Origin of the sequence: Acetobacter pomorum (assembly GCF_002738225.1) — a bacterium.
Lineage (GTDB): Bacteria > Pseudomonadota > Alphaproteobacteria > Acetobacterales > Acetobacteraceae > Acetobacter > Acetobacter pomorum.
In genome coordinates this window covers 1-25,459 of the sequence record NZ_PEBQ01000063.1, presented here as the reverse complement: position 1 = coordinate 25,459, position 25,459 = coordinate 1, and the positions used below count along the sequence as shown (strand labels likewise).

The following is a 25,459-nucleotide window of genomic DNA, read 5'->3' as shown; positions in this document are numbered from 1 at the left end:
AACCTTATAAAAGAGGATATCCCACTCAGCCAATTCTATAAAGATAGGCATAAATAGAATATCCTCAATTTTTATAATGAATTTTTATAAATTTGTGCCTGCATTGCCCATTGCCGGGTCTGTAATACTTGGGTGCCCGTTATCAATATGACCAGCGAAAATGTAAGAAAATTCAGGTTCTTGAGGTGTTGTTAATGTCAAATCATACCACATGCTGGAGTGAGCAAGTGATATTGCCTGTTTTACACTTCCATGAGCAGGAATACGTAAAATATGCGGGGATGACTGCCCCGGCACGTAGCAGTGAATTTCTAATATTTCGTGATTCATATTTTTAAGGCTCAAAAGAATGCTGTCTTTATTAGAAGGCACATATTTGCATTCTGCCAGAAGTTTTATGCCATGGTGGCGGCCTGTGAACTTCCGATAGAAACCATTGGGCGCATGGACTGAAATATCGTAAATATTGCTATCTGATAGTTGGCTATCAACATTTACAGTCATGTTGTCACCGGCAGCTACGGCGTAGGTGCTGGAGCGCATACCGTCTTCTTGTTGGACATTATGGATATAGACATTAAAAGGCGCGCCTGAAGCCTTCTGTTTGTGTATTTGCGTGGCCGCCTGTAAGCGTAAAGAGAGTGTTTGCCCATCTGCACTTAATCCACCATCACAATATAGTTCATAGGGTAGGGCACAGGCAGGGCGCGTGCCGGGTTCCTGTTTTACATAATGTTGTAATTGCGCTGGATTGTTTTTTAGGAGTGCAATTTCTGTTGTTTCAAGAGATTTAAAACCACCGGGCATAGGTCTGTAACGTGCATCTTCAATAGCTTCCAGATGTGTGTTTCTGTCCATAAATGGCAGATGCGGCGCTGTGCCATCATATGGCCGGAAGCAGGATGTTAAATCTCCACTTATGGCGCGTCTCCATGGAGAAATATTTGTTTCAGTAATCTTTTTGCCAAATTTGGCTTCAACAAATTTTTCTAAAAACTGAAGTGTAGAGCTGTGTTCGAAAAGTTGAGAGTTTACCCAGCCTCCACGGCTCCATGGTGACGCAATGATCATGGGAACACGAAAGCCCAAACCAATGGGGCCACTACGTGCCTGTGCGGAGGGCACACCCATAGCTGCTTCATCCTTGGCGTAAGTATATTCCAGCCCATCTGGCCCAATGCTGGGCGAGGATTTACCGGTTTCAGGACGTTTGGGGTCTGGTGCCGTAAAAGAGCAGCAATGGTCAAAGTATCCATCATTTTCATCATAGGTCATGATAAAAATGGTTTTTTTCCAAACTTCAGGATTTTCTGTCAGAATATCCATTACTTCTGATACAAACCATGCTCCATACCACGGCGAGGTTGGATGATCAGAAAAGTGTTCCGGAGCCGCCAACCATGAAACGGTAGGAAGCTTTCCTGCGCGCACGTCTGTGCGGAACTGGTAAAGAATATCTCCTTTTGGGGCCTCCATGTGGCGTGTATTGGAGCCATCTGAAAATGTAAGCGTTTCAAGTGTGCGGTAATTTTTATCTGCTTTATTGGTTACAAATGCACGTTCAAACAGATTGCGTTCTTCTGGTGTAAGTTGTTCTACCGTTTTTGTTGCATTATCGCGGCGGCGTTTCAGAACGGCCAATAGGGCATTGGCTTCTGCTAATTGTTCTTCCCGTTTTTCTGAAACAAGTCTTTCTTCTGTTTGTAGCTTTTCAATATGTTTGGAGCATGCCTGTATACGTTCATCAACCCATTCATGAAATCGCGGGTTAGCAGATACGTTGAAATTCTCAAAACACTCCAAAATATTCAAGGAGAAATTTGAAAGCCACGCACGTTCTTTCTCGTCCAGGCCGCCAGCCTGTTCTATTTCATTCTGATAGACTTTCCATGAAACACCAATCTGTTCCAATCTTTCAGGAAACGTTGTCCATGTCAGGCCAGATTTAAGAATTTCCGGGTTACGCATGTAAACAGATGAATCAGTGCTTTGCTTGTCGCGTACTGTGCCGGTCCAAAATACCAGACGGTTCGGGCTGGTGCTGGTCATCACACCGCAGTAATTTTGGTCACAAACCGTAAAGGCATCAGCCAAGGCATAATAAAAAGGCAAGTCCTCCCGCGTATAATATCCCATGGTCATGGGGTAGTGTGCGTATTTCTTGTAATGGGATTTTTTAACATCAACCCAACGGTCATGATGTCCATTATTCCATGCATCAACCTGGCTTTCGCGGGAATGGGGAATGGAGCCCATCCAGGTAATCCGTGTATCATGAATATTCAGGCGCCAAGGTACGTAGGTTTGTCCTTCTGTGCTGGACTGTACAAACACTGGGTTGCCATTGGCCTGTTTTATGGCTCGTGGATCATTAAATCCACGTACACCCTGTAATGTTCCATAGAGATGATCGAACGAACGATTTTCCTGCATCAGAATAACAATGTGTTCTGCATCCTGATATGTGGTTCCAACATCTGGAGAAATGGCAAATGCCCGGCTGATGGCAGAGGGTAGCATGCCTGCCGAACCAGCTGCACCGGAAAGGAACGCATATTTCAGAAAATTACGACGTGTCGTCATGTTTCTATCCTGTCAGATACTCACGCGCTCCTTAAGGAGACGGAAGAGTATTTTCGTAATGATCCCAGTGTGTGGATATTTCTTTTGCAACTGTGCTGCCGGCCAGATACGCGGCATCCAGCGCTGGTAGGAAACCGGAAAAGCCAGATTCCTCTGTTTCAGCCTGAAGCAAACTTGCTGCGGTTTGGTGGGGTGGCGGCATATCAAAATTACTGCCGGCCCGCAGAACAAGAATACGGTTCATATCAACCCGGCCCGCGCGTGCTTGTAGGGAAAGTGCCTGAAGCATGCCAATTTCTTCTTCTGCAGTTGTTGCAAAAGTCGCCTGGTTTTCAGTCCAATATTTCACCCAACGTTCTGCCCAAGCATTCATCCGTTTGCCAACCCAGAAAGTTTCAGATGCCAAAGTATCACCCACCATAACCCGTGGCGGCATTTGAGCCTGCGGATAGCCTTTGTACTGGCGGCGATTATTCTGGAGAGCAGGCGTATCTGTTAAACGGAGAGAACAGGTAAGCTGACACGCCCATGCAACCAGATTTGGGTTGAGCGTATAGACCATATCACCCCACTGAGAATGCAGGGCTGGCACAGGCTGAATATTTGGGCCAGCACCCTGTATTGGCACCAATGCATCTTTCCAGTTTTTAGGTATTTCTCGTGCATCAATCATATGTGCCAAGCCGCCATTAATAGCGTATCGTGCCCATACGGCTGATCCGGTAGAACCAAAATTTGGGTTTATTCCGCCAATGCCAGCCAGAATGAAATAGGTTTTCCGAAGGTCAAATCGTGGGTCAAGCACAAGGCTGGTCATGGCGGAGGCCATGTGTTCCGGGCCTTCTCCTGCCACAACGCCTAAAACCTGAAGGCGTGCATTATAGCGCATGATGCCATGATTGGTGGCAGGAGCCGAAATCTCCTGATCAAGAGGCAGTTTTTCTACCCAGTTCTGAAACTCTCCTGGCGTATCTCCGCTATCCTCACCAAGTTCAAAAGTGGTTACAACAACGACGCGGACCGGGATTTTCTGCTTTTCTGCCTGTGCCGAAGTGGGAGAAACTATGCCAAGAAAAGCCGAGAACAGGGAAAATACAAACCCGGCAGATAATACAGAGCGAATATAGATGTTTTTTAAGCGGGTGATATTAAAAAAAGAATTTTGCATTTTAAGGCGCTGACTCGATGGTGGAACGGAGAATTCCTTTTATATGATCCCAACTTGGCAAAAGAAAATGTGCAGCGTCGTTATCTTGCTTCCAGAGATATTCCTGAAATAAGGAAGGGGATAAAATGTCGGTCATCACGCACAAGCTCAAAAAACGTATTGTGCCGCCTCGTGCTCTACAGCGCATGTCTTTGCATCTGGCGCTACATTGTCATTACGTAGGGCCTGAATTTCTTGGCGGATTTTAGTCATTTGCTGCGTAAATTTGGGCTGTTCCTGAAGAGCTGCAAACATGGCGCTGCCGTTCATGTAACCTGCCTGTACGTCACTTTTCCAATGTACACCGCATACAATACGGCTTTCACCAAATATGCGGCCACGCTGCATGATCTGTGTGGCACGATCAGGCAGGACACTGGAGAGAATGGAAGCTGTAAGCCAGCCCCACGTTGTATGGCCAGATGGATAGGCATAGCTGTTATCCAGCCCATCCGAATGTTCTGTGCAGATATCTTTATCTGTTCCAACAAAAGGCCGGCGCCGTTTCCAGAAGTCTTTTTCGTTTGAGACGTCTTGCTCAACAGGTTGCGCCAATGATGTGAGTAGATTGACCATTGCGGGCAGTTTTGCGGGGTCTAGCGTAAACCCGGCAGCGCATGAGAAGTCTTTTATGATATGAGATGGATTGAGGTTGGCATCATTTTGGGCCAGTTTCCAACGCGCTTTGTCTTTCAGTCCGCGTGTCTTTTCAAATGCGCGTAAATCGGCCTGTTGTGCGGGTTCTTCGGCTTGCGGGGGTGGAGGTAAAAATGCGCGTCCGTCTGGCAATGTAAACTGTTGTGCTTGTGCGGCGGAACCCCAAAAAGTGCTTATCAACGTAAGACTTGCCGCGCAAAAAAAGGCGTTACGAAAACGCATAGTCATCTGTTCCCACATCAATCGTCATACTGATGCATAAGTTACCTGCATTTTGCATTTAGAACTGTGACGATTGCATGAAGATAGTGAATGATAGTTTTGTAAAGACAGCATCATGTTTTGAAAAATAGAAAGATCCACTACATGACCGACGATACACTTGTTGAGCAGTTTGGGCTTGCTGTGCCGGTTATTCAGGCGCCAATGGCTGGAATAAGTAGTGCGGAGGTGGTTATTGCAGCAAGTCAGGCAGGTTTTTTAGGGTCTCTTGGTGCGGGCATGATGTCTCCTGCAGATATTGAAACATCTTTGTGCCAGATTAGATCTGCAACGGCATCTGCTTTTAATGTGAACCTTTTTATAGTTGATCATCTTCCAAATTATCATTTAGAGCCGCAGGAAACACTGTTCCTGCGCCATATTTACGAGAAATTAGAACTGGATTTTGTTTTGCCAGCTCAATATGCGCCATCGTTTCATGAGCAATTTGAAGTTCTGCTTCATGGCAAACCGCCAGTAGCAAGTTTTACATTTGGTATTCTTACGCGAGAACAGGTTTCCAGCCTTCATGCGCAAGGTATTTTTGTATATGGCACTGCAACTACCACTGCAGAAGCACAGGCATGGGTAGAAGTTGGCGCTGATGGCGTATGTGCCCAAGGAATTGAGGCTGGAGGGCACAGGGGCAGTTTTCTTTCGGATGGTAAAAATGGTGTCGGGCTGCTTCCTCTTGTGCGTGAAATCGTGCGTGATGTGCCAATACCAGTTATTGCTGCGGGTGGTATTATGGATGGCGCCGGCATAGTTGCAGCTATCAGCTTAGGCGCAGAAGCTGTGCAAATGGGTACGGCTTTTCTGGGGAGTGCAGATGCCGCCTTAACGCCAGCATATAAAACAGCACTGGCCCAACATTTGCCGGCTGAAAGCACAATTCTTACCAATGTTTTTTCCGGCCGCTTGGCACGGGGAATATACAATCAGTTTATTGCTGAATATGGTGGTCGCCAACCATTGCCTTATCCTGTTCAAAACGCATTAACACAGGCATTGCGCAAAAAAGCTACGCAAGATGGAGATGTAGAGAATATGTCACTTTGGGCGGGGCAGGGATTGCGGTTGATACGGGATATTTCTTTCAAAGAGCTGGCAATGACCCTACAAGATGAGATGCACACAACAATAAAAAAAGTAAATGCGGCCTTATCCGTTGCAATGCGTTGCGGACGCAACGGGTGATAATGGAAAGTGGCAGGCAACTTCATGCCCGCTGTCGTCAATGGGGTGCAAAATCGGATCTTCTTCTTGGCAACGTGTTTGCATGTAAGGGCAACGTGTATGAAAGCGGCAACCACTTGGGCGGTTAATGGGGCTGGGAACATCCCCCTGTAAAGGCACTGGGCGTGCTAACCCAGTAACAGGCCGGGGGATGGCCGCAGTAAGGGCTGCGGTATAAGGGTGAGCAGGTGTATGCAACACGGCATCTGCATCACCTATTTCAACAATGCGGCCCAAGTACATTACAGCAACCCGGTTTGATATCTGGCGCACAACTGCCAGATCATGCGCAATAAATATGTAGGTAAGACCAAGCTGTTTTTGTAAATCAGCAAACAGATTGATGATCTGAGCCTGCACAGAAACATCCAGCGCGGAAACAGGTTCATCCGCAACAATCAGTTGCGGGGAAAGGGCAATCGCACGGGCAATGTTAATGCGCTGGCGTTGGCCACCAGAAAATTCGTGAGGATACCGTGCCAGTGCCGTAGTGGGCAGGCTGACCAGTTCCATCAATTCCTGCAAACGTGTTGCAATAGCCGCAGAGGAGCGTTTGTGGCCTTGTGCATCAGGGTGAACCTTCAGGGGTTCAGCCAACAAATCTCCTATCCTTCGGCGTGGGTTCAAGCTGGCGTAGGAATCCTGAAAAACCATTTGCATACGCTGGCGCAAGGGCCGCAGGGTGCGCTCAGGCAAATGGGTTATATCCCGACCTTCAAACAAAACCTGTCCGCTGGTAGCCGGCGTGAGTTTGAGCAGACACCGCCCAAGAGTGGATTTTCCGCACCCGGATTCACCTACAATCCCAAGGACTTCTCCCGGCATGACGGAAAAGGAAACACCATCAACGGCCTTGAGCTCCTGTCTGCGTGGTAAGCGATAAGTTTTGTACAGATCACACACATCTAGAATAGGAGCAGACTTCCCAGACGTTTTCATGGCTGAGGACTTTCCTGCACAAGCTCATTACGTATGCGGGTAGGTAAGGGCGTGCCTTCCTGCGGCAGAACACAGGCCGCAAAATGGTCTGGCCCAGTTGCAATATAGGGCGGTAATGCCGTTGTGCAGGCAGTATGGGCATATGGGCAGCGTGGTGAAAAAGCGCATCCTGCCGGACGATTTTGTGGAAGCGGAGGAGCGCCCGCAATAGCCGGCAAGCGCAATGGCCGGGGTCCATCTAACGGTGGAATGGAAGCCAGAAGCCCTGCCGTGTATGGGTGGGAAGGGGAGGCAAACAAGGCAGAGGTTGGCCCATATTCTGCCACCCGGCCGGAATAGAGTACCATGGTGTTATCACAGGTTTCTGCCACTACGCCCATATCGTGCGTGATAAGTAAAATGGATGAATGGTGTGTATCGCGCAGGCTACGTATTAGTTCCAGTATCTGCGCCTGCACGGTAACATCTAAAGCCGTGGTGGGCTCATCTGCAATAAGGAGGGATGGGTTACATGAAAGCGCCATGGCAATCATGGCGCGTTGGCGCAAACCGCCAGAAAGTTGGTGCGGATACCGGTTGGCTGTACGTTCCGGGTCTGGCACACCCATATCGCCCAACAGCTTTACAGTGCGAGCGCGGGCCTGTTGGCGAGAAACACGTTCATGCGCACGTATTTGCTCATCAATCTGCCAGCCAATTGTATAAACGGGCGTAAAGGCCGTCATTGGGTCCTGAAAGATCATGGCAATTTCCTTGCCACGCAAGTGCCGCAGTTTTTTTTGTGGCATCCCAACCAATTCTTGGTCCCGAAAGCAAACAGAGCCAGTAACCTGCACACCGGGGGCATCAATCAGCCCCATAAGTGCCAAAGCTGTAACAGATTTGCCCGAACCGGATTCACCAACCAATCCAAGTATGTCCTGATGGTTTAAAGTGAAGGAAACGCCATCCACAATAGGGATCATTTGCCCACGGGCCGGAAAACTTACCCGTAAGTTGCGTACATCCAGCAGGGCAGAAGGGGGCATGTTAGCGGGCATCGCGCACTCTGGGGTCAAGCAGAAGGTAGATCATATCAACAGCCGCATTTGCCAGCACAACAAACACTGCAGAATACATGACGGTCGCCATAATGAGAGGTAAATCTAGATTGGTAAGTGCCTGATAGGTGAGGCGCCCCACACCGGGCAGGCCAAAAACCACCTCTGTCAGCAAAGCGCCCCCTCCGACCAACTGGGCAAAATCCATGCCGAACAGAGAGACGAAGGTTACCATAGCCGTGCGTAGCCCATGCCGAATAAGAATGCGGGAGGGAGAAAGCCCTTTAGCGCGTGCTGTGCGTATAAAATCTTCTCCAGAGAGGGCAACAAGGTCTGCCCGCAATACGCGGCTATATACGCCAATAAACAAAACGGCCAACACAACCCACGGAATAACCAGCGCTTTGAACCAGCCCCAAGGGCTTTGCGTAAATGGGACATAACCCAAAGCAGGCACCCAGGAAAAAAGCCAGGTGTCATGGTAGCGGTTCTGCGTAATCAGGTTGGCAACCTGTCCAAGCCAGAAAACAGGTATGGAAATGCCGATCAGGCCAAGCATCATCAGCGTGCGGTCAATCCATGTTCCTTTCAGCGCCGCCGCCAATGTGCCCATGGCAATGGAAACCACAACCCAGATAACGGCTGCACCACATACCAGAGAAACGGTAACAGGGGCGGCGCGTATAATTTCGGGCACCACCAGCTCTCCTCTATCTGCGTAAGAGGCCAGATCCTGCGTGATGAACAGCTTTTTCATCATGATGGCATACTGAACGGGTAAAGGCCGATCAAACCCGTATTCCTGCCGCACTTTTTGCATGGTTTGGGGGGATGCATTTTTGCCCGCAATACGGGCTGTAGGATCAGCCCCCGGTGTGGCAAAAAATACGGCAAATACCAGTGCGGAAATGCCAAACAGCACAAAAACTGTTTGCCCCAACCGGCGGAGGGCGGCCATCAGCATCTGTTGGGCCTCCTATTGTTCACGGTGGCTGGCATCACGCACATCCAGCGCATCCCGCAGGCCATCACCCAGAATGTTCAGGGCCAGCACCACAGCGACAATGGCCAGGCCCGGCGCAATGGCAACCATAGGGCGTGTATAGATCAATCCCTCGCCATCCTGAATAAGTGTGCCCCATGATGCCGCAGGAGCCTGCACACCAATGGATAGAAACGAGAGAGCACTTTCTGCCAGCAAGGACATGGCCATAATAAGGGGACCAAGCACCACAAGGGTGGAAGTAACGTTGGGGAGAATATCTTGGAGCACAATGCGCCAGCGTGGCACGCCAAGGCAACGGGCCGCCATTACAAACTCGGCTTCTCGCAATGCCATCACACGCCCTCGAATGGGGCGGGCTGCGTAGGGCACATAAACCAGCGCGATAATGCAGATAGGTAAAATCAGGTTATCAGATTCAATAATAAACGGGCCGAGATGTAGTCCGTCACTGAGTGTGACAATAGAAAGGGAAATCGCAAAAAGATACACAGGCACAGACCACATGATATCCATCATGCGTGAAAGAATGATATCTACAATTCCGCCGCAAAAGCCGGCTGCTATGCCGACAACGGCTGCCAGAACAAGACACAGGGCCGCAGAACAGAACGAAATCAGCAAAGAATTCCGTCCTCCATATAACAGGCGTGCAGCGACATCGCGCCCCTGACTGTCTGCCCCTAACAAGTAGCTTCCGTGCCATGTAGGGCCAATGGGGCTCAGGCCAAGGTGTAGGAGATTATCATTGGGCTGCATGATATCCACTTCCTGCCCATTCAGCATGATAGAACCCGCAACATTGGAAACAAATGGGTCTGTATGGGCAACGTAGCGTGCGTAATAGGGCGCTAGTAGGCTGGCAATAGCCAGAAACACCAAAACACCCAAGGAAAACACTGCAGAGCGATTACGGCGCAAAGATCGCAACGCCATCCGCCACGGGCCGGGTGGTCTGGTATCCTGCGCAGAGGCGGAGGTAGAATGAGTCATGGAACCTGTAGCTGAGAAAGCAGGATTTCATCATTAAGCGTAATGATGACATTACGCGTGCGTTTTGAGACCAGCACAACCCTTTTTGTTTGCACCAAAGGCACGGCAGGGGCTTGCGCCATAAGAGCCCTGTCAACCTGTGCCCATGCCGCATTGCTGGCAGTGCGGTCTGTTTGGGCAAGCTGGGCGGCATGGTGCATCATGTCATCAATATGTGGATCACAAAATCCGGACATATTGGGTGAATTATCGGAATGGGGATGGAAATTGGAACATGCAAATAATGTATCCAGAAAGCTGGTGGCAGAGGGGTAATCTGCATTCCATCCGCTAATGGAAATTTGGACATGATTGTCTGAATTTTGCACAAAATTGAAGTGAATAGCCGGACTGATACTGTGAACAGAGGCTTTATAACCTAGGCTTTCCAATATGCTGCGCAGGTCTAGCGCTGTATTGTCTGATTTGCCGCCAGAAGGGGTTACAATGGTAACCCGCATGCCTTGTGTACCACTTTCCTGCACGAGCTGACGGGCTTTTTCCATATCAGGCTTAACCCATTGGGGCGCAGGATTTTGTGGCGTGGCTCCTGCCGTATAGGCGCAAAAACGTTCATACCCCGGCGTACCTTCTGGCAAAAGCTGGCATTGCGGGGACGCCACAGCACTCCCGCCATCATAAATCACCATGGCGTGTCTGTTTACAGCGTAATTGAGCGCCTGCCGCACTTTAAGGGATGTAAAGGGGGGCTCGTTTACGTTCAGCGTCGCATAATAGTAAAGCAAAGGGGTAAAAATATGCACCTGATCGGCATATTTGCTGCCAACCTCACCTAAACGATCTAGGGGCACATTTTCATACATCAGATCAGCCTGACCGTTTTCTATGGCCGTTACAGCAGATTCTGGCTCCAGCCCGAATGTGACGTCTATATGATCTGGAGAGCCCGCTGGTTGGGCATTGTGCGACCATTCATGAAAATACGGATTACGTTCAAAATGCATATGGGTGGTGGGGTTATAATCCGTAATTTGATAAGGCCCCGTGCCCGGAGGGGCTGTGTTACCCATATCATGAAGTGGTGTGCTGGCAGGCAGAATAGAGGCGTGCATCCATGCCAGATGTTCTGGAAATTCCGGGTCAGGGTGGGTTAAGTGAAATGTAATGGTGTTTGTGGCCGGGTTGGTTTCAATACCTTCAGATAAGGTGCAGTGGATAGGGTCTTTCAGGCAGGCGCCAGCGCCCTTGATTGCGCTATAATATGGCCCGGCAGTGGGGCTGCCAGCGGCAAAAATACGCCGGAAGGAAGCCGCAACATCTGCCACGGTTAAAAGCTGGCCGTTGGAAAAATGAATGCCCTTGCGCAGGGTAAGCCTGTACGTCAGTCCATTATCTTCTGGTTGGGGAACATTTTCGGCCAGATTGGCAATAACAGGGTGAGCGCCCGCTCCAGCAAATTTTGGGTAGGTTAAAAGAGCATCATAAACAGGTGTTTCCAGAAATTTGGTCAGGCTGATATAGGATATCTGCGGGTCAAGTGTTCCTGCCGCGCTGGAAGCCAGAATGCGTAGCGTGCCTCCCATTTGTGGCGTTTCTGCCGCATGTGCAGTGATAGGGGGTAACATCAAGCCCCACAGAAAAGGAAGAACGCGTTTCATCAACCGGGTTATGGCCTTTCTGGGGGCGTCTTTCAAACTTTCAGGCCCAGCTTTTTACGCTCACATTAAAAAAAGACAGAGAAGGTGCGTGTAACACTTGCCTTTATGCGTGCATCATCATAAGAGGGAGCGCCAATGGTCGGGTGACCTGCGGCGTAGCGTATGCTTCAGGGTAACCTGCCTTTTTGTATTTCAGCAAGGGTGCCCGCAGCATGACCTCTTCCCCCTATAGCCGTGTTACGGAAGCTCTGGCGTTTGACGATGTGCTGGTTGTGCCGGCTGCATCTGACGTTGTGCCCAGCCAGACAACCGTTCGCACGCATCTCACACGCTCTATTGAACTGAATATTCCGCTGGTTTCCGCCGCTATGGATACGGTTACGGAAGACCAGATGGCAATTGCCATGGCCCAACAGGGTGGCCTGGGCGTTATCCATAAAAATCTGAAACCGGAAGAACAGGCCGAGCAGGTTCGTCGCGTTAAGCGTTTTGAATCCGGTATGGTCGTGAATCCGGTTACGGTTGGCCCGGATCAGACGCTGGCAGAAGTGCGTGATATCATGCATCGCCACGGCATTAGTGGCCTGCCTGTGGTGGAACCCGGCACGCAGAAGCTAGTGGGTATTCTGACCAACCGTGATGCCCGTTTTGCAGTGGATCCTAACCAGCCTGTTTCCGAACTGATGACCAAGGATCGGTTGATCACGGTTAAAAATGGTGTGGATGCAGATACGGCCCGCCAGTTGCTGCACAAGCACCGCATTGAAAAACTGCTGGTGGTTGATGATGCAGACCGCTGCGTAGGTATCATTACCGTTAAGGATATGGACAAGGCTGTTGCCCATCCGCTGGCTATCAAAGATAGCTTGGGCCGCCTGCGTTGTGCAGCCGCAACAGGTGTGGGCGAAGATGGCTTTAACCGCGCCAAAATGCTGATTGAAGCTGGCGTGGACGTGCTGGTGGTGGATACAGCGCATGGTCATTCCGCTGGTGTTCTGGGCGCAGTTGAACGCTTGAAAGCCTTTGATGCCAATGTGCAGATTGTGGCCGGTAACGTTGCAACGCCAGAAGCTGCACATGCCCTCATTGAAGCAGGGGCAGATTGTGTGAAAATCGGCATTGGCCCGGGTTCTATTTGCACCACACGTATTGTGGCGGGTGTAGGCGTGCCTCAGTTCTCTGCCGTTCTTGAAACCTCTCTGGCATGTAAGGAAAAAGGTATTCCCTGCATTGCAGATGGCGGTATTCGCACATCGGGTGACATCGTAAAGGCCATTGGTGCCGGTGCCGATGTTGTCATGGTGGGTTCACTGCTGGCTGGCACGGAGGAAGCACCGGGTGAGGTGTTCCTGTATCAGGGGCGTTCCTATAAATCCTACCGCGGTATGGGTAGTCTTGGCGCCATGGCGCGTGGTTCAGCTGACCGGTATTTCCAGCAGGAAGTCAAGGATGCGCTCAAGCTGGTGCCAGAAGGTATTGAAGGGCGCGTGCCGTATAAAGGCAGCATGGCAGCGGTTATTCATCAGCTGGTGGGTGGTCTTAAGGCCGGTATGGGCTATACGGGTTCCCACGTATTGAAGGATCTGCAGGAAGGTGCTCAGTTCCGCCGTATTACCGGTGCGGGCCTGCGTGAAAGCCATGTGCATGATGTGTCCATCACGCGTGAAGCCCCTAATTATCGTCGGGATTGATAATAACAGATGACTCCTTCAGCCAGGCTTGCCGCCGCCATTGATCTGCTTGCAGCAATGGAGGCCGCCCCGCGCAAACCCGCCGATGCTGTTGCCAATAGCTTTTTTAGAGAGCGGCGTTATATGGGGGGTGGAGACCGTCGCGCTATTTCCACCCTTGTATGGGATGTTATGCGTGGGTGGCGTCGGCTTGGCTGGTGGTTGGAGCAAAAAGGGCAGGTGGCATCTGCCCGGCTCCGGGCTGGAGCGCGCCTGCTGTTTGATGGTTTCTCTCTAGCCGAAGTGGAGGAAATGTTTGAGCAGGGGCGCTTTGCTGCAGGTGCATTAACGCGTGGGGAGCTTGCGGCCCTTACACCGCTTGCAGGCAAAACTCTGGATAACCCGGAAATGCCACGGGCTGTACGCCTGGAGCTTCCAGATTGGCTGTTACCCCAGCTGGTAGCAACATTTGGTGATAAGCTGGAAGAAGAACTTGCAGCGATGTCTACCCCAGCACCGCTGGATTTGCGGGTGAATATTCTGCGTGGCCCCCGAAAGGAAGCACAGCGCAGTTTGGCATGTGAAGGCCTGCATGCCGAGCCGACACCACTTTCACCTTGGGGGTTACGCCTGCCTGCGCGTCTGCCCGTTACAACCAGCGTGGCATTTCGTGATGGGTTGGTGGAAATTCAGGACGAAGGTAGCCAGCTTGTTGCGGCCATAAGTGGTGTTAAACCCCAGATGCGTGTGCTGGATTATTGCGCTGGCGCTGGTGGTAAAACACTTGCCATGGCCATGATGATGGAAAACAAAGGCCATATTGTTGCATGCGATGTTTCTGCACCGCGGTTGGAAGGGGCAGTAAAACGCTTGCGGCGCGCTGGTGTGCATAATGTGGAAAGGCACCTGCTGGTGCCGGGGGATAAATGGGCCAAACGGCGGGCTGGATCATTTGATCGGGTATTGGTGGATGCGCCATGTAGCGGCACGGGTACATGGCGGCGGAACCCGGATGCGCGTTTTCGTACCACTGAGCAAGATCTGACAGAACTGCTTGAAAAGCAGGCGGCCATTATGGACCGGGCTGCCGCACTTGTGCGTCCCGGAGGGCGTATGGTGTATGCTACCTGTTCTTTGCTGCGTGCAGAAAATATGGATCAGGTTAAGAAATTTTTGGCACGTCACCCAGATTTCAAGCTGGTGCCTTCAGATAGCCCGGAGATGCCGCAGGCATTGCGGAAAGAAAGCTCCATCAGTTTAACACCCCTGCGAGATGGAACAGACGGCTTTTTTGCCGCCGTAATGGAGCGTGCTGTGCCAGAGCCTGAAGCAGGTATAGAATAGGAAAATATTTTTAACTGTTCATTTTATTGGTCTTACGCATAATACTGATGTCTGATTCATCAGGTCCAACAGACCAATAAAATAATGGCCCAGCATGACCGAAAGCGTAATTCTTTTTGTTTTTCTCGTGCTTGGCGGCGGTATGCTGGCACAATGGGTGGCTTGGCGCTTTAGGTTACCTGCCATTGTTCTGCTTTTTTCTCTGGGTCTGCTTTTGGGCCCAGGGTTGCAGATCATGCATCCTTCAGAAGTTGCCGGGAGCGCTTTCCACCAGATGGTCTCTCTGGCGGTGGCAATTATTGTGTTTGAAGGCGGCCTTGCGCTTGATTTTCGCCAGTTGAAAGAAGCCGGTGAAGGTGTTTTGCGCCTGACACTGGTGGCTTTGCCGATCAACCTGATTTTAGGAAGTATTGCAGCCCATTATGTTGGGCGCATGGGGTGGGGTCCTGCCTTTTTATTTGGTGCCATTATTGTGGTTACAGGGCCAACTGTTGTGTTGCCCTTGCTGCGCCACGCCAAGCTTAAACCACGTATAGCGGCCTTTTTGCGCTGGGAAGCTATTCTGAATGACCCCGTGGGCGCTATTCTGGCCACACTTGTGCTGGAAGTGCTGCTGATGCAGCCGGGCGAGGGATCCGGCACGTTTTTTGTTTCCATCATTCCGCATATGCTGATGAGCGCCACTTTGATGATAGCGCTGGGCATTGGTGCGGCATGGTGCGTACGTTGGCTGTGCATACGGGATTTGATGCCTGAAATCCTGAAGATGCCGATACTGCTCAGCCTTGCGCTGATCTTGTATGTTATTGGCACCTTAACCATGGATGGTGCGGGGTTGATTGCTTCCACTGTATTTGGAATGGCACTGGTCAACCTGCGTATTCCCGGCATGGCGGAAATCCAGCGGATGAAAGAAGCGCTGGTGGTGCTGATTGTTTCCATCCTGTTTATCATGCTGACGGCAGACCTTACGCGCGCTGAACTTGCGGGTCTGTCTTGGTCTATTGGTGCTTTAACTCTGGCGGTGCTGTTTGTTGTGCGGCCTTTGGGGATCTGGCTGGCAACCATTGGTTCCAGTCTGAGTCGAGCAGAACGGCTGTTTATGGGGTGGATTGCGCCGCGTGGTATTGTAGCCGCTGCGGTAGCCGGTGCCGCTGGGTTACGTTTGCAGGATGCGGGATTTCCCGGGGCTTCTCAGGTTATGCCTGCTGTTTTTGCTGTTATTGCCTCCACCATGATTTTGCATGGTTTTTCTCTTATTCCACTTGGGCGGCGCTTGCATCTTACGCTTTCTAACCAACCAGCATTGGCCATTGTGGGGGCTAATGAGTGGTCCACCCAATTGGCCACGGCGGTCCATGCCGTGGGGACGCCTGTTTTGTTGGTGGATAGTTCCCTAGCCGATTTACAACCTGCTGAACGTAAGGGCGTGCCTATTTTATGTGCGGAGGTTTTATCGGAAGAGGGCACGGAAAACCTGGAAGAACGTCCCGCCGATTATCTGATTTCAGCGACACCAGATGCTATTTATAATGGATTGGTGTGTGCACATCTTGCACCGCACTTTGGTCGGCAGCGGGTTTATCAGGTCAGTCCCGGTATTGCACGGCTGGATCAATACCGGGGTTTCAGCCGTGAAGCGCGCGGAAAGGTTCTTGGGCAACCAGCATGGAATTTTACGGTGCTGGAGGCGCTGGTAAGCCAGGGATGGCATTTTGTTTCTGTGGAAGTTACAGAAGGCAATCAGGATTACCTTCTGCATGAAAATCACCATTTTCTGCTGTTTTTGGTGCTACAGAAAGGGGCTGCCATCACCATTGTTTCAGCAGAAGATGAGCCCCAGCCCTCATTAACACCGGGATACGTGGCGATAGGTTTGGTTGCGCCAGAGCAAATAGCCAAACCTATGGTTTAACGGGGCGGATGGATGGTGATTTCTGTTGCACCTGCCGCCAAAACAAAGCGTAGATCAGGCTCAGTCAGCGCTACACATCCCTCGGTTGGTGTTTTGTTCGGGCGTTGTAGGTGCATAAAAATGGCAGACCCTTTGCCAGCTATTGCAGGGTTATCATTATAGCCAATGACAACAATCAGATCATAAACAGAATCTTCACGCCACAAGGCTTCATGGCGGAAAGGGAAAGGCAGCCCAACTTGCTGGTTATAATGGGGGGATGAGGGATCATCACACCAGCCGTCCTGTTTACTTAGCGGAATAACGGGTAGAACCGATTGTGGTTTTATAATCCGGTCAGCGCGGTAAAATACCTGCCGTAAGAGGAAAGTGCCTAAGGGTGTTGCCAAGTCACCTTCATGTTTATGGCTTGTTACGCCTTTCTTGCCAATAATGGCGCTCATGCTTTTGTGTCTGCAATGCAGTTGTGCATCCATATTGCTGTTTACTGTTGGCCATACGTGTATCATCATAAATAATCTTACTCCTGCTTTTATAGCTTTCGCGTGAGGTTGACGTATCATGCCTTGAAATAGGTTTTGATACGATTCGTTGTGTGATTGATATACGAAGCAGGTCAAGGCAGCCGAGCCAGAAGGCTGACATAAGGAGACAATGTTCCATGACGGGTGCGCGCCCAATTTTGGTTGTAGATGACGATCAGGTCATTCGCAGAACACTGGCAGAGCAGTTGCAGTTGGATGGGGAATTTCAGGTTCTGGAGGCGGCAACGTTGGCCGAGGCTCGTCAGAAGCTGAAGGAACCGGATGCACGGTGTGATGCCATATTGCTGGACGTAACTCTTCCAGATGGAGATGGGCGTGATTTTTGTGCAGAATTACGCAAAGATGGCCTGCGTATGCCTGTTATCATGCTGACAGGTTCTGATGATGAGTCTGATATTGTAAAAGGACTTGATGCTGGCGCCAATGACTACGTTGCCAAGCCTTTCCGCATTGCAGAGCTTCTGGCCAGATTACGTGCACAGCTAAGACTGTTTGAAAACAGTGAAGATGCTGTATTTTCTATTGGGCCATATACATTCCGTCCTTCTGCCAAGCTCTTGCAGGAGCCAGCCAAGAACCGCCGTATTAGACTGACGGAAAAAGAAACAGCTATTCTGAAGTTTCTTTACCGCGCAGGAACGCGCCCTGTGCCCCGGCAGGTTTTGCTGAATGAGGTATGGGGATACAATGCTGCAGTAACCACGCATACGCTGGAAACGCATATTTACCGTCTTCGCCAAAAGATTGAGCCCGATCCTGCTCATGCCTCTTTGCTGGTAACGGAAGGTGGAGGTTATCGCCTTAACCCGGAACCAGAAGTGGCTGGAACTGTTTGAGTGCTGGCTGACTGAAGGTAAAGCAGTGCGTTAAGGTTTAATCTTCGGGCATTAATGTAAATGCGACCTATTGAAAAACCCTTCATTTTTGAAGGGTTTTTTCTTGGAATATTGTGTGGGCGAAGTGAAGATAAAGAGAAATATTTGCGTACTCATTGTGCACAAGTGTTAAGGTAATTTACTTATTTTAATAGAGATAAAAATAATTCTTTTTTGAACAAGAATTTATCCTAGAAATACGCCAAAACCCGCAGAGAACTAGGAAAAACCGTGGTGGGTGCGACAGGGATTGAACCTGTGACCCCCGCCGTGTGAAGGCGATGCTCTACCGCTGAGCTACGCACCCGGTTTGTGAGAGCTTAATATCTCTTCATAGAGGATTTGACAAGAGGCTTCTCACGCAAAAAGTGTAAAAAAATCAGGATAATGGCATTGCTTTGCGTCCTTAAAGCAGAGAAATTCTTTTTATGCTTTTGAGAGAGAAAAGTCAGCGCAGTTTTCAGATGAACCGGCAGTTAGGCAGTTCTCTTGCTATAGTGGCAGGAGCTGTAAATGTGCTTGGTTTCATGCAGCTTGGATATTATTGCGCCAATATGACAGGCAATGCCTCTAGTATCGCCTTAAAAGTAGATAGTCTGGATTTTGGAACAGCCTTTTTATCTTTGGCGCTTATTATAAGTTTTGTGCTGGGGGCTATTGTTTGCACTCTTTTAGTTAATATGGGGCGGCGTAAAGGATGGGGGGCTGTATATGCCTTTAGCCTGGTTTTGGAAGCAGTAATTCTTGTTGCTTTAGGTGTGAATTTTATATGTGTTTCTCATAATCCAGAGCGAGATCGGGTTGCTACATTTGTTTTGAGTTTTGTTATGGGCCTGCAAAATGCAACTGTAACACGTATTTCTGGCTCTGTTGTGCGTACCACCCATGTAACTGGAATGCTGACAGACCTAGGAATTGAAATAGCTGATTGGATTGAATCTTTTTATCATAAAGTTGATGCTGCACATTTGAATATTATTAAAAAGCGTTTGTGGTTACATGCGCAAATTGTATTTTGTTTTATTGTTGGAGGAATTTTAGGAGGAGGGGGTTATATTTATTTTCAAAAATATATTCTATTTATAATCTCAGCTATTTTAATTGCATTAGCTACACCGGGCATTATTGAAAATGCCCGTGTGCCTGTAAACAACAAGAATACAAAATAGCTCAGTTGTGCCGTTTCGCTATTTTAGAAACCCAACCAATTTTTCAGCTTCGGAAACAATTGGCTCAGCAATAGTTTGTGCCCGATGCGCACCTTTGCGTAAGGTTTCTAGTAGATAAGCCTCATCTTGTAGGAGGCGAGTGGTTTCTTGCCCGATAGGAGCAATAGCGTTGACCACAATTTCTGTCAGTGCAGCTTTAAAGGGGCCAAATCCTTGGCCAGCATGTTTTTTTAATACTTCATCAGCTGATATGTCTGCCAATGCAGCATAAATAGAAACAAGATTTTTTGCTTCCGGGCGATCAACCAAGTCTGATGCATTTTCAGGTAAAGGATTGGGATCTGTTTTTGCACGCCGGATTTTTAAAGCAATCGCATCTGCATCGTCTGTCAATTCAATACGGCTTTGTGCCGATGGATCAGATTTGGACATTTTTTTTGTGCCATCGCGCAAGCTCATGATACGTGCGGCAGTAGGTGGAATAAGTGATTTTACCTGCGGAAAAAAATCCACCTTGTAATCATGGTTGAATTTTTGAGCGATATCATTGGTAAGTTCCAAGTGTTGTTTCTGGTCTTCACCAACAGGAACGTGTGTGGCTTTGTAAGCCAAAATATCAGCAGCCATAAGATTGGGGTAAACGTACAGGCCAGCTGAATGATTTTCTCGGTCTTTTCCAGCTTTGTCCTTAAATTGCGTCATGCGGTTCAGCCAACCGAGGCGTGAAACACAATTAAAAATCCACCCTAAGCGTGCATGAGCAGAAACTGCAGATTGATTGAAAAGAATGTGCTTGTCTGCATCAATACCCGCAGCAAGCAAAATAGCCGTTTGGGTTAGAGTATGCTCACGTAGTTTTTCCGGGTCTTGCCACACGGTAATGGCGTGCATGTCCACAAGGCAGAAAATGCATTCATAGTCTGCTTGCAAATTAACCCAGTTTCGGATTGCTCCAAGGTAATTGCCAAGTTGGGGTACGCCAGAAGGCTGAATACCAGAAAAAATACGCTGCATAAGAAGAGTATCACCACATGTTATGAGACAGATTACGGAAGTGGCTGCGTGCGGTCCAGTTCTTCCCGCTCGGTTGCAACTTTACCTGCTGATTTACGATCAGCCCGCGCGGTTGCAATTTCTGTCGCGCTTATTGATGGAGCTGGTTTTATGTTTCCACGCTGCGAAAGCCAAGAAAGAATAGCCGCAACTTCTTCATCTTTAAGGTAGCGGAATGGCGGCATCTCTGCACTATAAGCTGTGCCATTAGCTTTTATGGGGCCACTTACGCCATTCATCAGCACATCGGCCAGATATTTCCGCCCTTCTGGCGTGCTAGCAATACGGTCAATACGGTTTACAAGTGGGGGAACTGACCCCGGCATGCCATCTCCACCATGATGGCAGATACCGCAGTTTGTACCGTAAAGGCTAGAACCGCTTTTAGGTGAACATGCCGCCATAAAAAACAGCATGCCACAACAAGCAAGACGAAACGCAAAGCGTGAAGAAAGCATGGGTAGCAAAAACCCAAGCGGGGCTTTTAAACCTGAAGCCCCGCAATATTAAGAGTTTAGATCAGGGCGAATTATGCGCATGTTCCACACCCAAAAGCTGGATGCGGAAAATGAGCGGGCTGTCAGATGGGATAATACCCATGGATTTATGCCCATAACCAAGTTCTGGTGGAACATAAAGCATCCAGGTGTCACCCACATGCATTAAGGGCAGAGCTTCCATCCAGCCCTGAATCAGGCCTGCAAGTGGCATCTGCATATAGGCACCACTGCCATGCTGATCTGAACTATCAAAGATGGAACCATCTGGCAGACGCCCCTCATAAATAAGCATCATGCCATCACCGGGGCGCGGCTGCTCACCATCCTTCGGGCCGGATTCCAGAACTTTATAGGCCAAGCCATCCTTCAGAACTTTTACGCCAGGTGCAGAGCGCAGCTTTTCCATCTGCTGAGCAGGCGTGAGTTCCTGTTCTTCCTTGTGAGAACCACAGGCCGTAAGAGATACGGCCAAGCTGGCCGCAAGCATGCAGGGAATAAGAGAAAAGCGACGGATCATGATCTTCTTGAACACCTTCTGATGGATGGTGGAAAAGGGTGCCTTAAAGGGCACCACCTTTACGTCCGATCTGCGCGCCCAAGCGCAGCCGCAGTGCATTCAGCTTGATAAAGCCTTGGGCATCCTGCTGGTTGTAAGCACCTTCATCATCTTCAAACGTGACAACTCTGGCATCATACAGGCTGTTCGGGCTTTCACGTCCCACACAGATAACATTGCCCTTGTAAAGTTTAAGACGCACACGCCCCGTAACTGAATGCTGGGAAGCATCAATAAGAGCTTGAAGCATGCGCCGTTCGGGGGAGAACCAGAGACCATTATACAGAATGGAAGCATAGCGTGGCATCAGGCTATCTTTAAGATGCATGGCTTCGCGATCCAGTGTGATGGATTCCATGCTCCGATGCGCCGTCAGCAGAATGGTGCCGCCGGGTGTTTCGTAAATCCCGCGGGATTTCATGCCAACAAAACGGTTTTCCACCATATCCAGGCGGCCAATACCATTGGCTTTGCCCAGTTCATTCAGCCGTGTCAGCAACGTAGCGGGAGACATGGCAACGCCGTTAATGGCAACCGGGTCACCACTTACAAAATCAATGGTGATTTCTGTTGGCTTGTCTGGCGCGGCTTCTGGGGAGATGGTGCGCTGAAAAACCATTTCTTCTGGGGGAATAGCAGGATCTTCCAGCACTTTCCCTTCGGAAGAAGAATGGAGCAGGTTGGCATCTACAGAGAAAGGCGCTTCACCACGCTTGTCTTTGGCAATCGGGATCTGGTTTTCTTCTGCAAAAGTCAGCAGACGTGTGCGGGATGTCAGATCCCATTCCCGCCAAGGTGCAATCACAGTGATATCTGGCTTGAGTGCATAATATGCCAACTCAAACCGAACCTGATCATTCCCTTTGCCGGTTGCGCCATGTGCCACGGCATCTGCGCCAACAGCTTCTGCAATTTCAATCTGGCGCTGCGCAATCAGAGGGCGTGCAATGGACGTGCCCAGAAGGTACTGGCCTTCGTACAGAGTGTTGGCCCGGAACATGGGAAAGACAAAGTCTTTCACAAATGTTTCGCGCAGGTCTTCAACAAAGATTTCCTTTACGCCAAACATTTCCGCTTTTTTGCGGGCGGGTTCCAGTTCTTCCCCCTGGCCCAGATCAGCCGTAAAGGTAACAACCTCGCAACCATAGGTTTTCTGAAGCCAGCGGAGGATAACAGAGGTATCCAAGCCGCCAGAATAAGCCAGCACAACCTTTTTAACGTCTTTCCGGGCGGAAGTCGGGCCCATGAAGCAGATCTCCTGATATATAAATCTGTAACGGTTGCTTTCCTCCTATCACTGCAGGAGGCGCGTCACCAGAGTGCATAACCCTGTAAGGGCTGTTTATGCGGAAAAATTATTCAGAAAGTGTGTCTGCACTGGCGCGTGCACGTTCACTTGCCGTTTTCAATTGCCCACAGGCTGCCAGAATATCCCGACCACGCGGTGTACGAATGGGGGACGCAAATCCTGCATTCATAATAATGTCAGCAAACTTGTTCTGCTGTTCACGCGTGGAGGGCTTATAAGCGCTTCCGGGCCATGGATTGAATGGGATGAGGTTTACCTTTGCCGGAATGCCGGCAATCAGGCGCACCAGCTCACGCGCGTCGGCTTCGCTATCATTCACCCCACGGAGCATGATGTATTCAAACGTAATGCGCCGAGCGTTGCTGGCAGCCGGGTAGCGACGACAGGCGGCCAAAACGTCTTCAATGGGATATTTTCTGTTCAATGGGACAATTTCATCACGCAGGTCATTCCGAACTGCGTGCAGGGAAACTGCAAGGTTGATACCCAGTTCATCCCCACACCGATCCATGAGAGGCACCACGCCTGAAGTAGAAAGTGTAATGCGGCGGCGAGAAAGCCCAATACCTTCGCCATCCATGATGATTTTCATGGCCTTGGCGATGTTTTCATAATTGTAAAGCGGCTCTCCCATACCCATCAGCACGATAGTTGAGAGAAGGCGCGGGGTTTCACCTTTAGGGCTAGGCCATTCTCCATAAGAATCTCGTGCAGCCATGAATTGACCAACAATTTCAGCCGCGCCGAGATTACGCACCAGCTTTTGTGTACCGGTATGGCAGAAGGTGCAGGACAGGGTGCACCCTACTTGGGAAGAGATGCATACGGCACCGCGGTCTTCTCTTCGATCGGGAATGTAAACAGTTTCGGCTTCCTGCCCATCACGAAAACGGAATAGAAACTTGCGTGTTTCATCCGATGAAGTCTGGACAGTTGCAGCTTCTGGTCGGCTAATAATAAACCGTTCGGCCAGTTTTTGCTGAAGCGGCTTGGCAATTGTGCTCATGCGCGCAAAATCAGTCACACCCTGATGATAAATCCAGTGCCACAGTTGCTTGGTGCGGAAAGGCTTTTCACCAATTTCTGTCAGAATATCTGTAAGCTCATCGCGAGAAAGCCCAACAAGATCACGCCGCCCATCAGGCAGAGTGGCAGATGGCGGGCTGAAAAGTGCAGCCTTGGCCAAAATGCGCGAACGTTCCTCCGCATTCAGATCGGTAAGGGCTGAGCTGTTAGCGCCAGCAAGTGTGGAGGTATGCGTGCACGAAGACATTGTGGATTGCTGCTACATAAAAAGGAAAGGGGCATAAGTATAACAAAAAAAGAGGCTGATAGATACCAGCCTCTTTTGTCTATGCGCTTTAATGTTCGTTATGGGGTGGAGTTCTTTATTAGTTGCTTTCTTTCAGGGCAGAACGCAACCATGGCGCAATGGTGATTTTAGAAGCGTCTATGCCGTCCAAAATCATACCAATGGTTTGTGCAGAGTAGGAATCCGGCTTGGTATCTGCAGAAATGGGAAAAGCTGGACGGCCAATTTCCAAGGTCATGGCAGGTTCTGCTGTATCTGCCGAACTTGTGCTGGCTGGTGTAAAACCATCTGTTTGAATGTTGGCAGAAACTGTAACTTCCTGCGCGTCTGGGTTTTGGCCAAAATACAGATATGCATATGTAGCTGCGGCAGACAGAACATCTTTCATGGCCAACCGATAGCGATTGTTTGTGTTGGAACCATGCGCCTGTAGCGTTGCCGGGTCAGCCTGAATGGTTAATGTGCCAGCGTTTACATCGTCATGCAGGATCAGGCCATCCTGCTCATATCCGCGTAAAAGTGTATTGCTCACCTCTGTCGTCTGCATGGTTTGCGCAGGTGTGGAGTTATGGGATGCAGAATGAAAAACAGGAGCAGCCAATACCTGACCGCTTGTAAATGCAAGGCAGGCGACGCCAAACAGACCTGCAATTTTGCGCATAAGATGCTTGCCATTATTTTCTAGTGATAACGTGAAGAAGGATCACAAAGAAATGTGGCAAAAAAATTGACATGCTGCCATGCAAAAAAGGCAGGGAAACCTGAAAATTTAATTTAGTGTTATAATTTAGGGGATCTAAATACGTCGCGCTGCGATGAGAAACTCTTTATTCCCTTCTGGCCCGGTAATGGGGCTGGGTTCAATCCCCAGTACTTTCCAGCTAGGCAAGGTGTTCCACCAAGAAAAAATGGTTTCGCAAACGGCGTCATGCACGGCAGGATCACGCACAACACCTTTGGCGCCTATTTGGTCACGCCCGGCTTCAAACTGAGGTTTGATCAACGCAATAGCCCACGCATCTTCCGTAGTAAGTGCCAGCGCTGCGGGCAACACAGTGCGCAGGCCTATAAAGCTGGCATCACACACAACAACGGAAGGCACTTCTGGAATAATTGCATTATCCAGATAACGGGCGTTGCACTTTTCCAGCACCGTGACACGTGGGTCGGACCGTAATTTCCAGGCGAGTTGCCCATGCCCAACATCTACCGCATACACATGCTTGGCCCCATGGGTAAGTAGCACATCTGTAAACCCACCAGTTGAAGCGCCAACATCCAGACAAATACGTCCTTCTGGTGAAAGGCCAAAATATTCAATGGCATGTGCCAGCTTGCAACCGCCGCGAGAAACCCATGGATGTTCCTGACCACGCACTTGCAAGGGTGCGTCTTCCCGAACCTGATCCCCAGCCTTGGCAATGCGTTTTTCACCAGAAAACACAAGCCCCGCCATAATAAGGGCCTGAGCTTTGGTGCGGCTTTCAACCAGCCCTTTATCTACAAGAAGCTGGTCAACGCGACGGCGTGCCATAATAGATCAGGCCATTTGCTTGGTAATATCGATGCCCAGCGCGCTTAGAGCGGTTCCGACGATGTGTGGTGCGGAGAGTCCGGCCTCGGCGTATTGGGCG

The 25,459-nt window shown here is 49.8% G+C and carries 22 protein-coding genes and 1 tRNA gene; 6 read left to right on the top strand and 17 right to left on the bottom strand.

Going from position 1 to position 25,459, the window contains the following annotated elements:
* Positions 1-84: 84 nt before the first annotated feature.
* From CSR02_RS04280 to CSR02_RS04270, 3 genes are all read right to left on the bottom strand, one after another.
* Positions 85-2,583 carry a phosphocholine-specific phospholipase C gene (locus CSR02_RS04280; protein ID WP_099540687.1) on the bottom strand — a complete coding sequence of 833 codons (2,499 nt, stop codon included), beginning with the start codon at positions 2,581-2,583 and terminating at the stop codon, positions 85-87.
* Positions 2,584-2,614: 31 nt separating this feature from the next.
* Positions 2,615-3,751, bottom strand: a complete 1,137-nt coding sequence (locus tag CSR02_RS04275; protein WP_099540686.1) for a purine nucleoside permease — start codon at positions 3,749-3,751, stop codon at positions 2,615-2,617.
* Between the two features lie 147 nt (positions 3,752-3,898).
* A complete protein-coding gene (locus CSR02_RS04270; protein WP_042787453.1) occupies positions 3,899-4,669 on the bottom strand; it encodes an acid phosphatase in 771 nt (256 codons plus the stop codon).
* 144 nt (positions 4,670-4,813) lie between these two features.
* Between CSR02_RS04270 and CSR02_RS04265 the strand changes: the two genes are divergently transcribed.
* A complete protein-coding gene (locus tag CSR02_RS04265; protein ID WP_099540685.1) occupies positions 4,814-5,905 on the top strand; it encodes an NAD(P)H-dependent flavin oxidoreductase in 1,092 nt (363 codons plus the stop codon).
* Here the strand turns inward: CSR02_RS04265 and CSR02_RS04260 are convergent.
* From CSR02_RS04260 to CSR02_RS04240, 5 genes are read right to left on the bottom strand one after another with little or no spacing between them, the layout of a single operon-like run.
* A complete protein-coding gene (locus CSR02_RS04260) occupies positions 5,870-6,883 on the bottom strand; it encodes an ABC transporter ATP-binding protein (RefSeq protein WP_099540684.1) in 1,014 nt (337 codons plus the stop codon). The two genes, CSR02_RS04265 and CSR02_RS04260, sit on opposite strands and share 36 nt — an antisense overlap.
* Complete coding sequence (locus tag CSR02_RS04255) at positions 6,880-7,911, bottom strand: ABC transporter ATP-binding protein (RefSeq protein WP_099540683.1); 1,032 nt, start codon at positions 7,909-7,911, stop codon at positions 6,880-6,882. The genes CSR02_RS04260 and CSR02_RS04255 overlap by 4 nt, the downstream gene beginning before the upstream one ends.
* A 1-nt stretch (position 7,912) precedes the next feature.
* A complete protein-coding gene (locus CSR02_RS04250; RefSeq protein WP_099540682.1) occupies positions 7,913-8,887 on the bottom strand; it encodes an ABC transporter permease in 975 nt (324 codons plus the stop codon).
* A 12-nt stretch (positions 8,888-8,899) separates the two neighbouring features.
* On the bottom strand, positions 8,900-9,919 hold the full coding sequence (locus tag CSR02_RS04245; protein ID WP_099540681.1) for an ABC transporter permease: 1,020 nt from the start codon (positions 9,917-9,919) through the stop codon (positions 8,900-8,902).
* Positions 9,916-11,577 carry an ABC transporter substrate-binding protein gene (locus CSR02_RS04240; protein ID WP_099540680.1) on the bottom strand — a complete coding sequence of 554 codons (1,662 nt, stop codon included), beginning with the start codon at positions 11,575-11,577 and terminating at the stop codon, positions 9,916-9,918. The genes CSR02_RS04245 and CSR02_RS04240 overlap by 4 nt, the downstream gene beginning before the upstream one ends.
* Before the next feature lie 212 nt (positions 11,578-11,789).
* Between CSR02_RS04240 and guaB the strand changes: the two genes are divergently transcribed.
* The 3 genes from guaB (at position 11,790) to CSR02_RS04225 (ending at position 16,506) form a co-directional block, all read left to right on the top strand.
* Positions 11,790-13,268: an IMP dehydrogenase gene (gene guaB, locus CSR02_RS04235; RefSeq protein ID WP_042787382.1), complete on the top strand. Its 1,479-nt coding sequence runs from the start codon at positions 11,790-11,792 to the stop codon at positions 13,266-13,268.
* A gap of 9 nt (positions 13,269-13,277) precedes the next feature.
* A complete protein-coding gene (locus CSR02_RS04230) occupies positions 13,278-14,591 on the top strand; it encodes an RsmB/NOP family class I SAM-dependent RNA methyltransferase (protein WP_099540679.1) in 1,314 nt (437 codons plus the stop codon).
* A 94-nt stretch (positions 14,592-14,685) separates the two neighbouring features.
* Complete coding sequence (locus CSR02_RS04225; RefSeq protein ID WP_099540678.1) at positions 14,686-16,506, top strand: cation:proton antiporter; 1,821 nt, start codon at positions 14,686-14,688, stop codon at positions 16,504-16,506.
* On the opposite strand, the gene CSR02_RS04220 is transcribed toward CSR02_RS04225, so the two are convergent.
* The gene (locus CSR02_RS04220) at positions 16,503-17,018 is read right to left on the bottom strand and encodes a L,D-transpeptidase family protein (protein ID WP_183172672.1); all 516 of its coding nucleotides are present in this window, start codon (positions 17,016-17,018) and stop codon (positions 16,503-16,505) included. The two genes, CSR02_RS04225 and CSR02_RS04220, sit on opposite strands and share 4 nt — an antisense overlap.
* A gap of 149 nt (positions 17,019-17,167) precedes the next feature.
* Here CSR02_RS04220 and CSR02_RS04215 point away from each other — a divergent pair, with 149 nt between their 5' ends.
* Positions 17,168-17,887 carry a response regulator transcription factor gene (locus tag CSR02_RS04215; protein ID WP_042787379.1) on the top strand — a complete coding sequence of 240 codons (720 nt, stop codon included), beginning with the start codon at positions 17,168-17,170 and terminating at the stop codon, positions 17,885-17,887.
* 271 nt (positions 17,888-18,158) lie between these two features.
* On the opposite strand, the gene CSR02_RS04210 is transcribed toward CSR02_RS04215, so the two are convergent.
* Positions 18,159-18,233: transfer RNA gene (locus CSR02_RS04210), tRNA-Val, on the bottom strand.
* Positions 18,234-18,390: 157 nt separating this feature from the next.
* Here CSR02_RS04210 and CSR02_RS04205 point away from each other — a divergent pair.
* Positions 18,391-19,095: a YoaK family protein gene (locus CSR02_RS04205; RefSeq protein WP_244176770.1), complete on the top strand. Its 705-nt coding sequence runs from the start codon at positions 18,391-18,393 to the stop codon at positions 19,093-19,095.
* An 18-nt stretch (positions 19,096-19,113) separates the two neighbouring features.
* On the opposite strand, the gene trpS is transcribed toward CSR02_RS04205, so the two are convergent.
* From trpS to CSR02_RS04170, 7 genes are all read right to left on the bottom strand, one after another.
* Positions 19,114-20,109 (bottom strand): tryptophan--tRNA ligase, encoded by a 996-nt coding sequence (gene trpS / locus CSR02_RS04200; RefSeq protein WP_099540676.1) that lies wholly within the window; start codon positions 20,107-20,109, stop codon positions 19,114-19,116.
* A gap of 32 nt (positions 20,110-20,141) precedes the next feature.
* A complete protein-coding gene (locus CSR02_RS04195) occupies positions 20,142-20,606 on the bottom strand; it encodes a c-type cytochrome (protein WP_099540675.1) in 465 nt (154 codons plus the stop codon).
* A gap of 61 nt (positions 20,607-20,667) precedes the next feature.
* Positions 20,668-21,165, bottom strand: a complete 498-nt coding sequence (locus CSR02_RS04190) for an FKBP-type peptidyl-prolyl cis-trans isomerase (protein WP_042787374.1) — start codon at positions 21,163-21,165, stop codon at positions 20,668-20,670.
* Positions 21,166-21,208: 43 nt separating this feature from the next.
* On the bottom strand, positions 21,209-22,450 hold the full coding sequence (locus CSR02_RS04185; RefSeq protein WP_042787373.1) for an argininosuccinate synthase: 1,242 nt from the start codon (positions 22,448-22,450) through the stop codon (positions 21,209-21,211).
* A gap of 109 nt (positions 22,451-22,559) precedes the next feature.
* A complete protein-coding gene (rlmN, locus tag CSR02_RS04180) occupies positions 22,560-23,786 on the bottom strand; it encodes a 23S rRNA (adenine(2503)-C(2))-methyltransferase RlmN (protein WP_099540674.1) in 1,227 nt (408 codons plus the stop codon).
* Between the two features lie 118 nt (positions 23,787-23,904).
* Positions 23,905-24,486, bottom strand: a complete 582-nt coding sequence (locus tag CSR02_RS04175; RefSeq protein WP_099540673.1) for a hypothetical protein — start codon at positions 24,484-24,486, stop codon at positions 23,905-23,907.
* A gap of 135 nt (positions 24,487-24,621) precedes the next feature.
* A complete protein-coding gene (locus CSR02_RS04170; protein WP_099540672.1) occupies positions 24,622-25,359 on the bottom strand; it encodes a TlyA family RNA methyltransferase in 738 nt (245 codons plus the stop codon).
* Positions 25,360-25,459 lie beyond the last annotated feature (100 nt).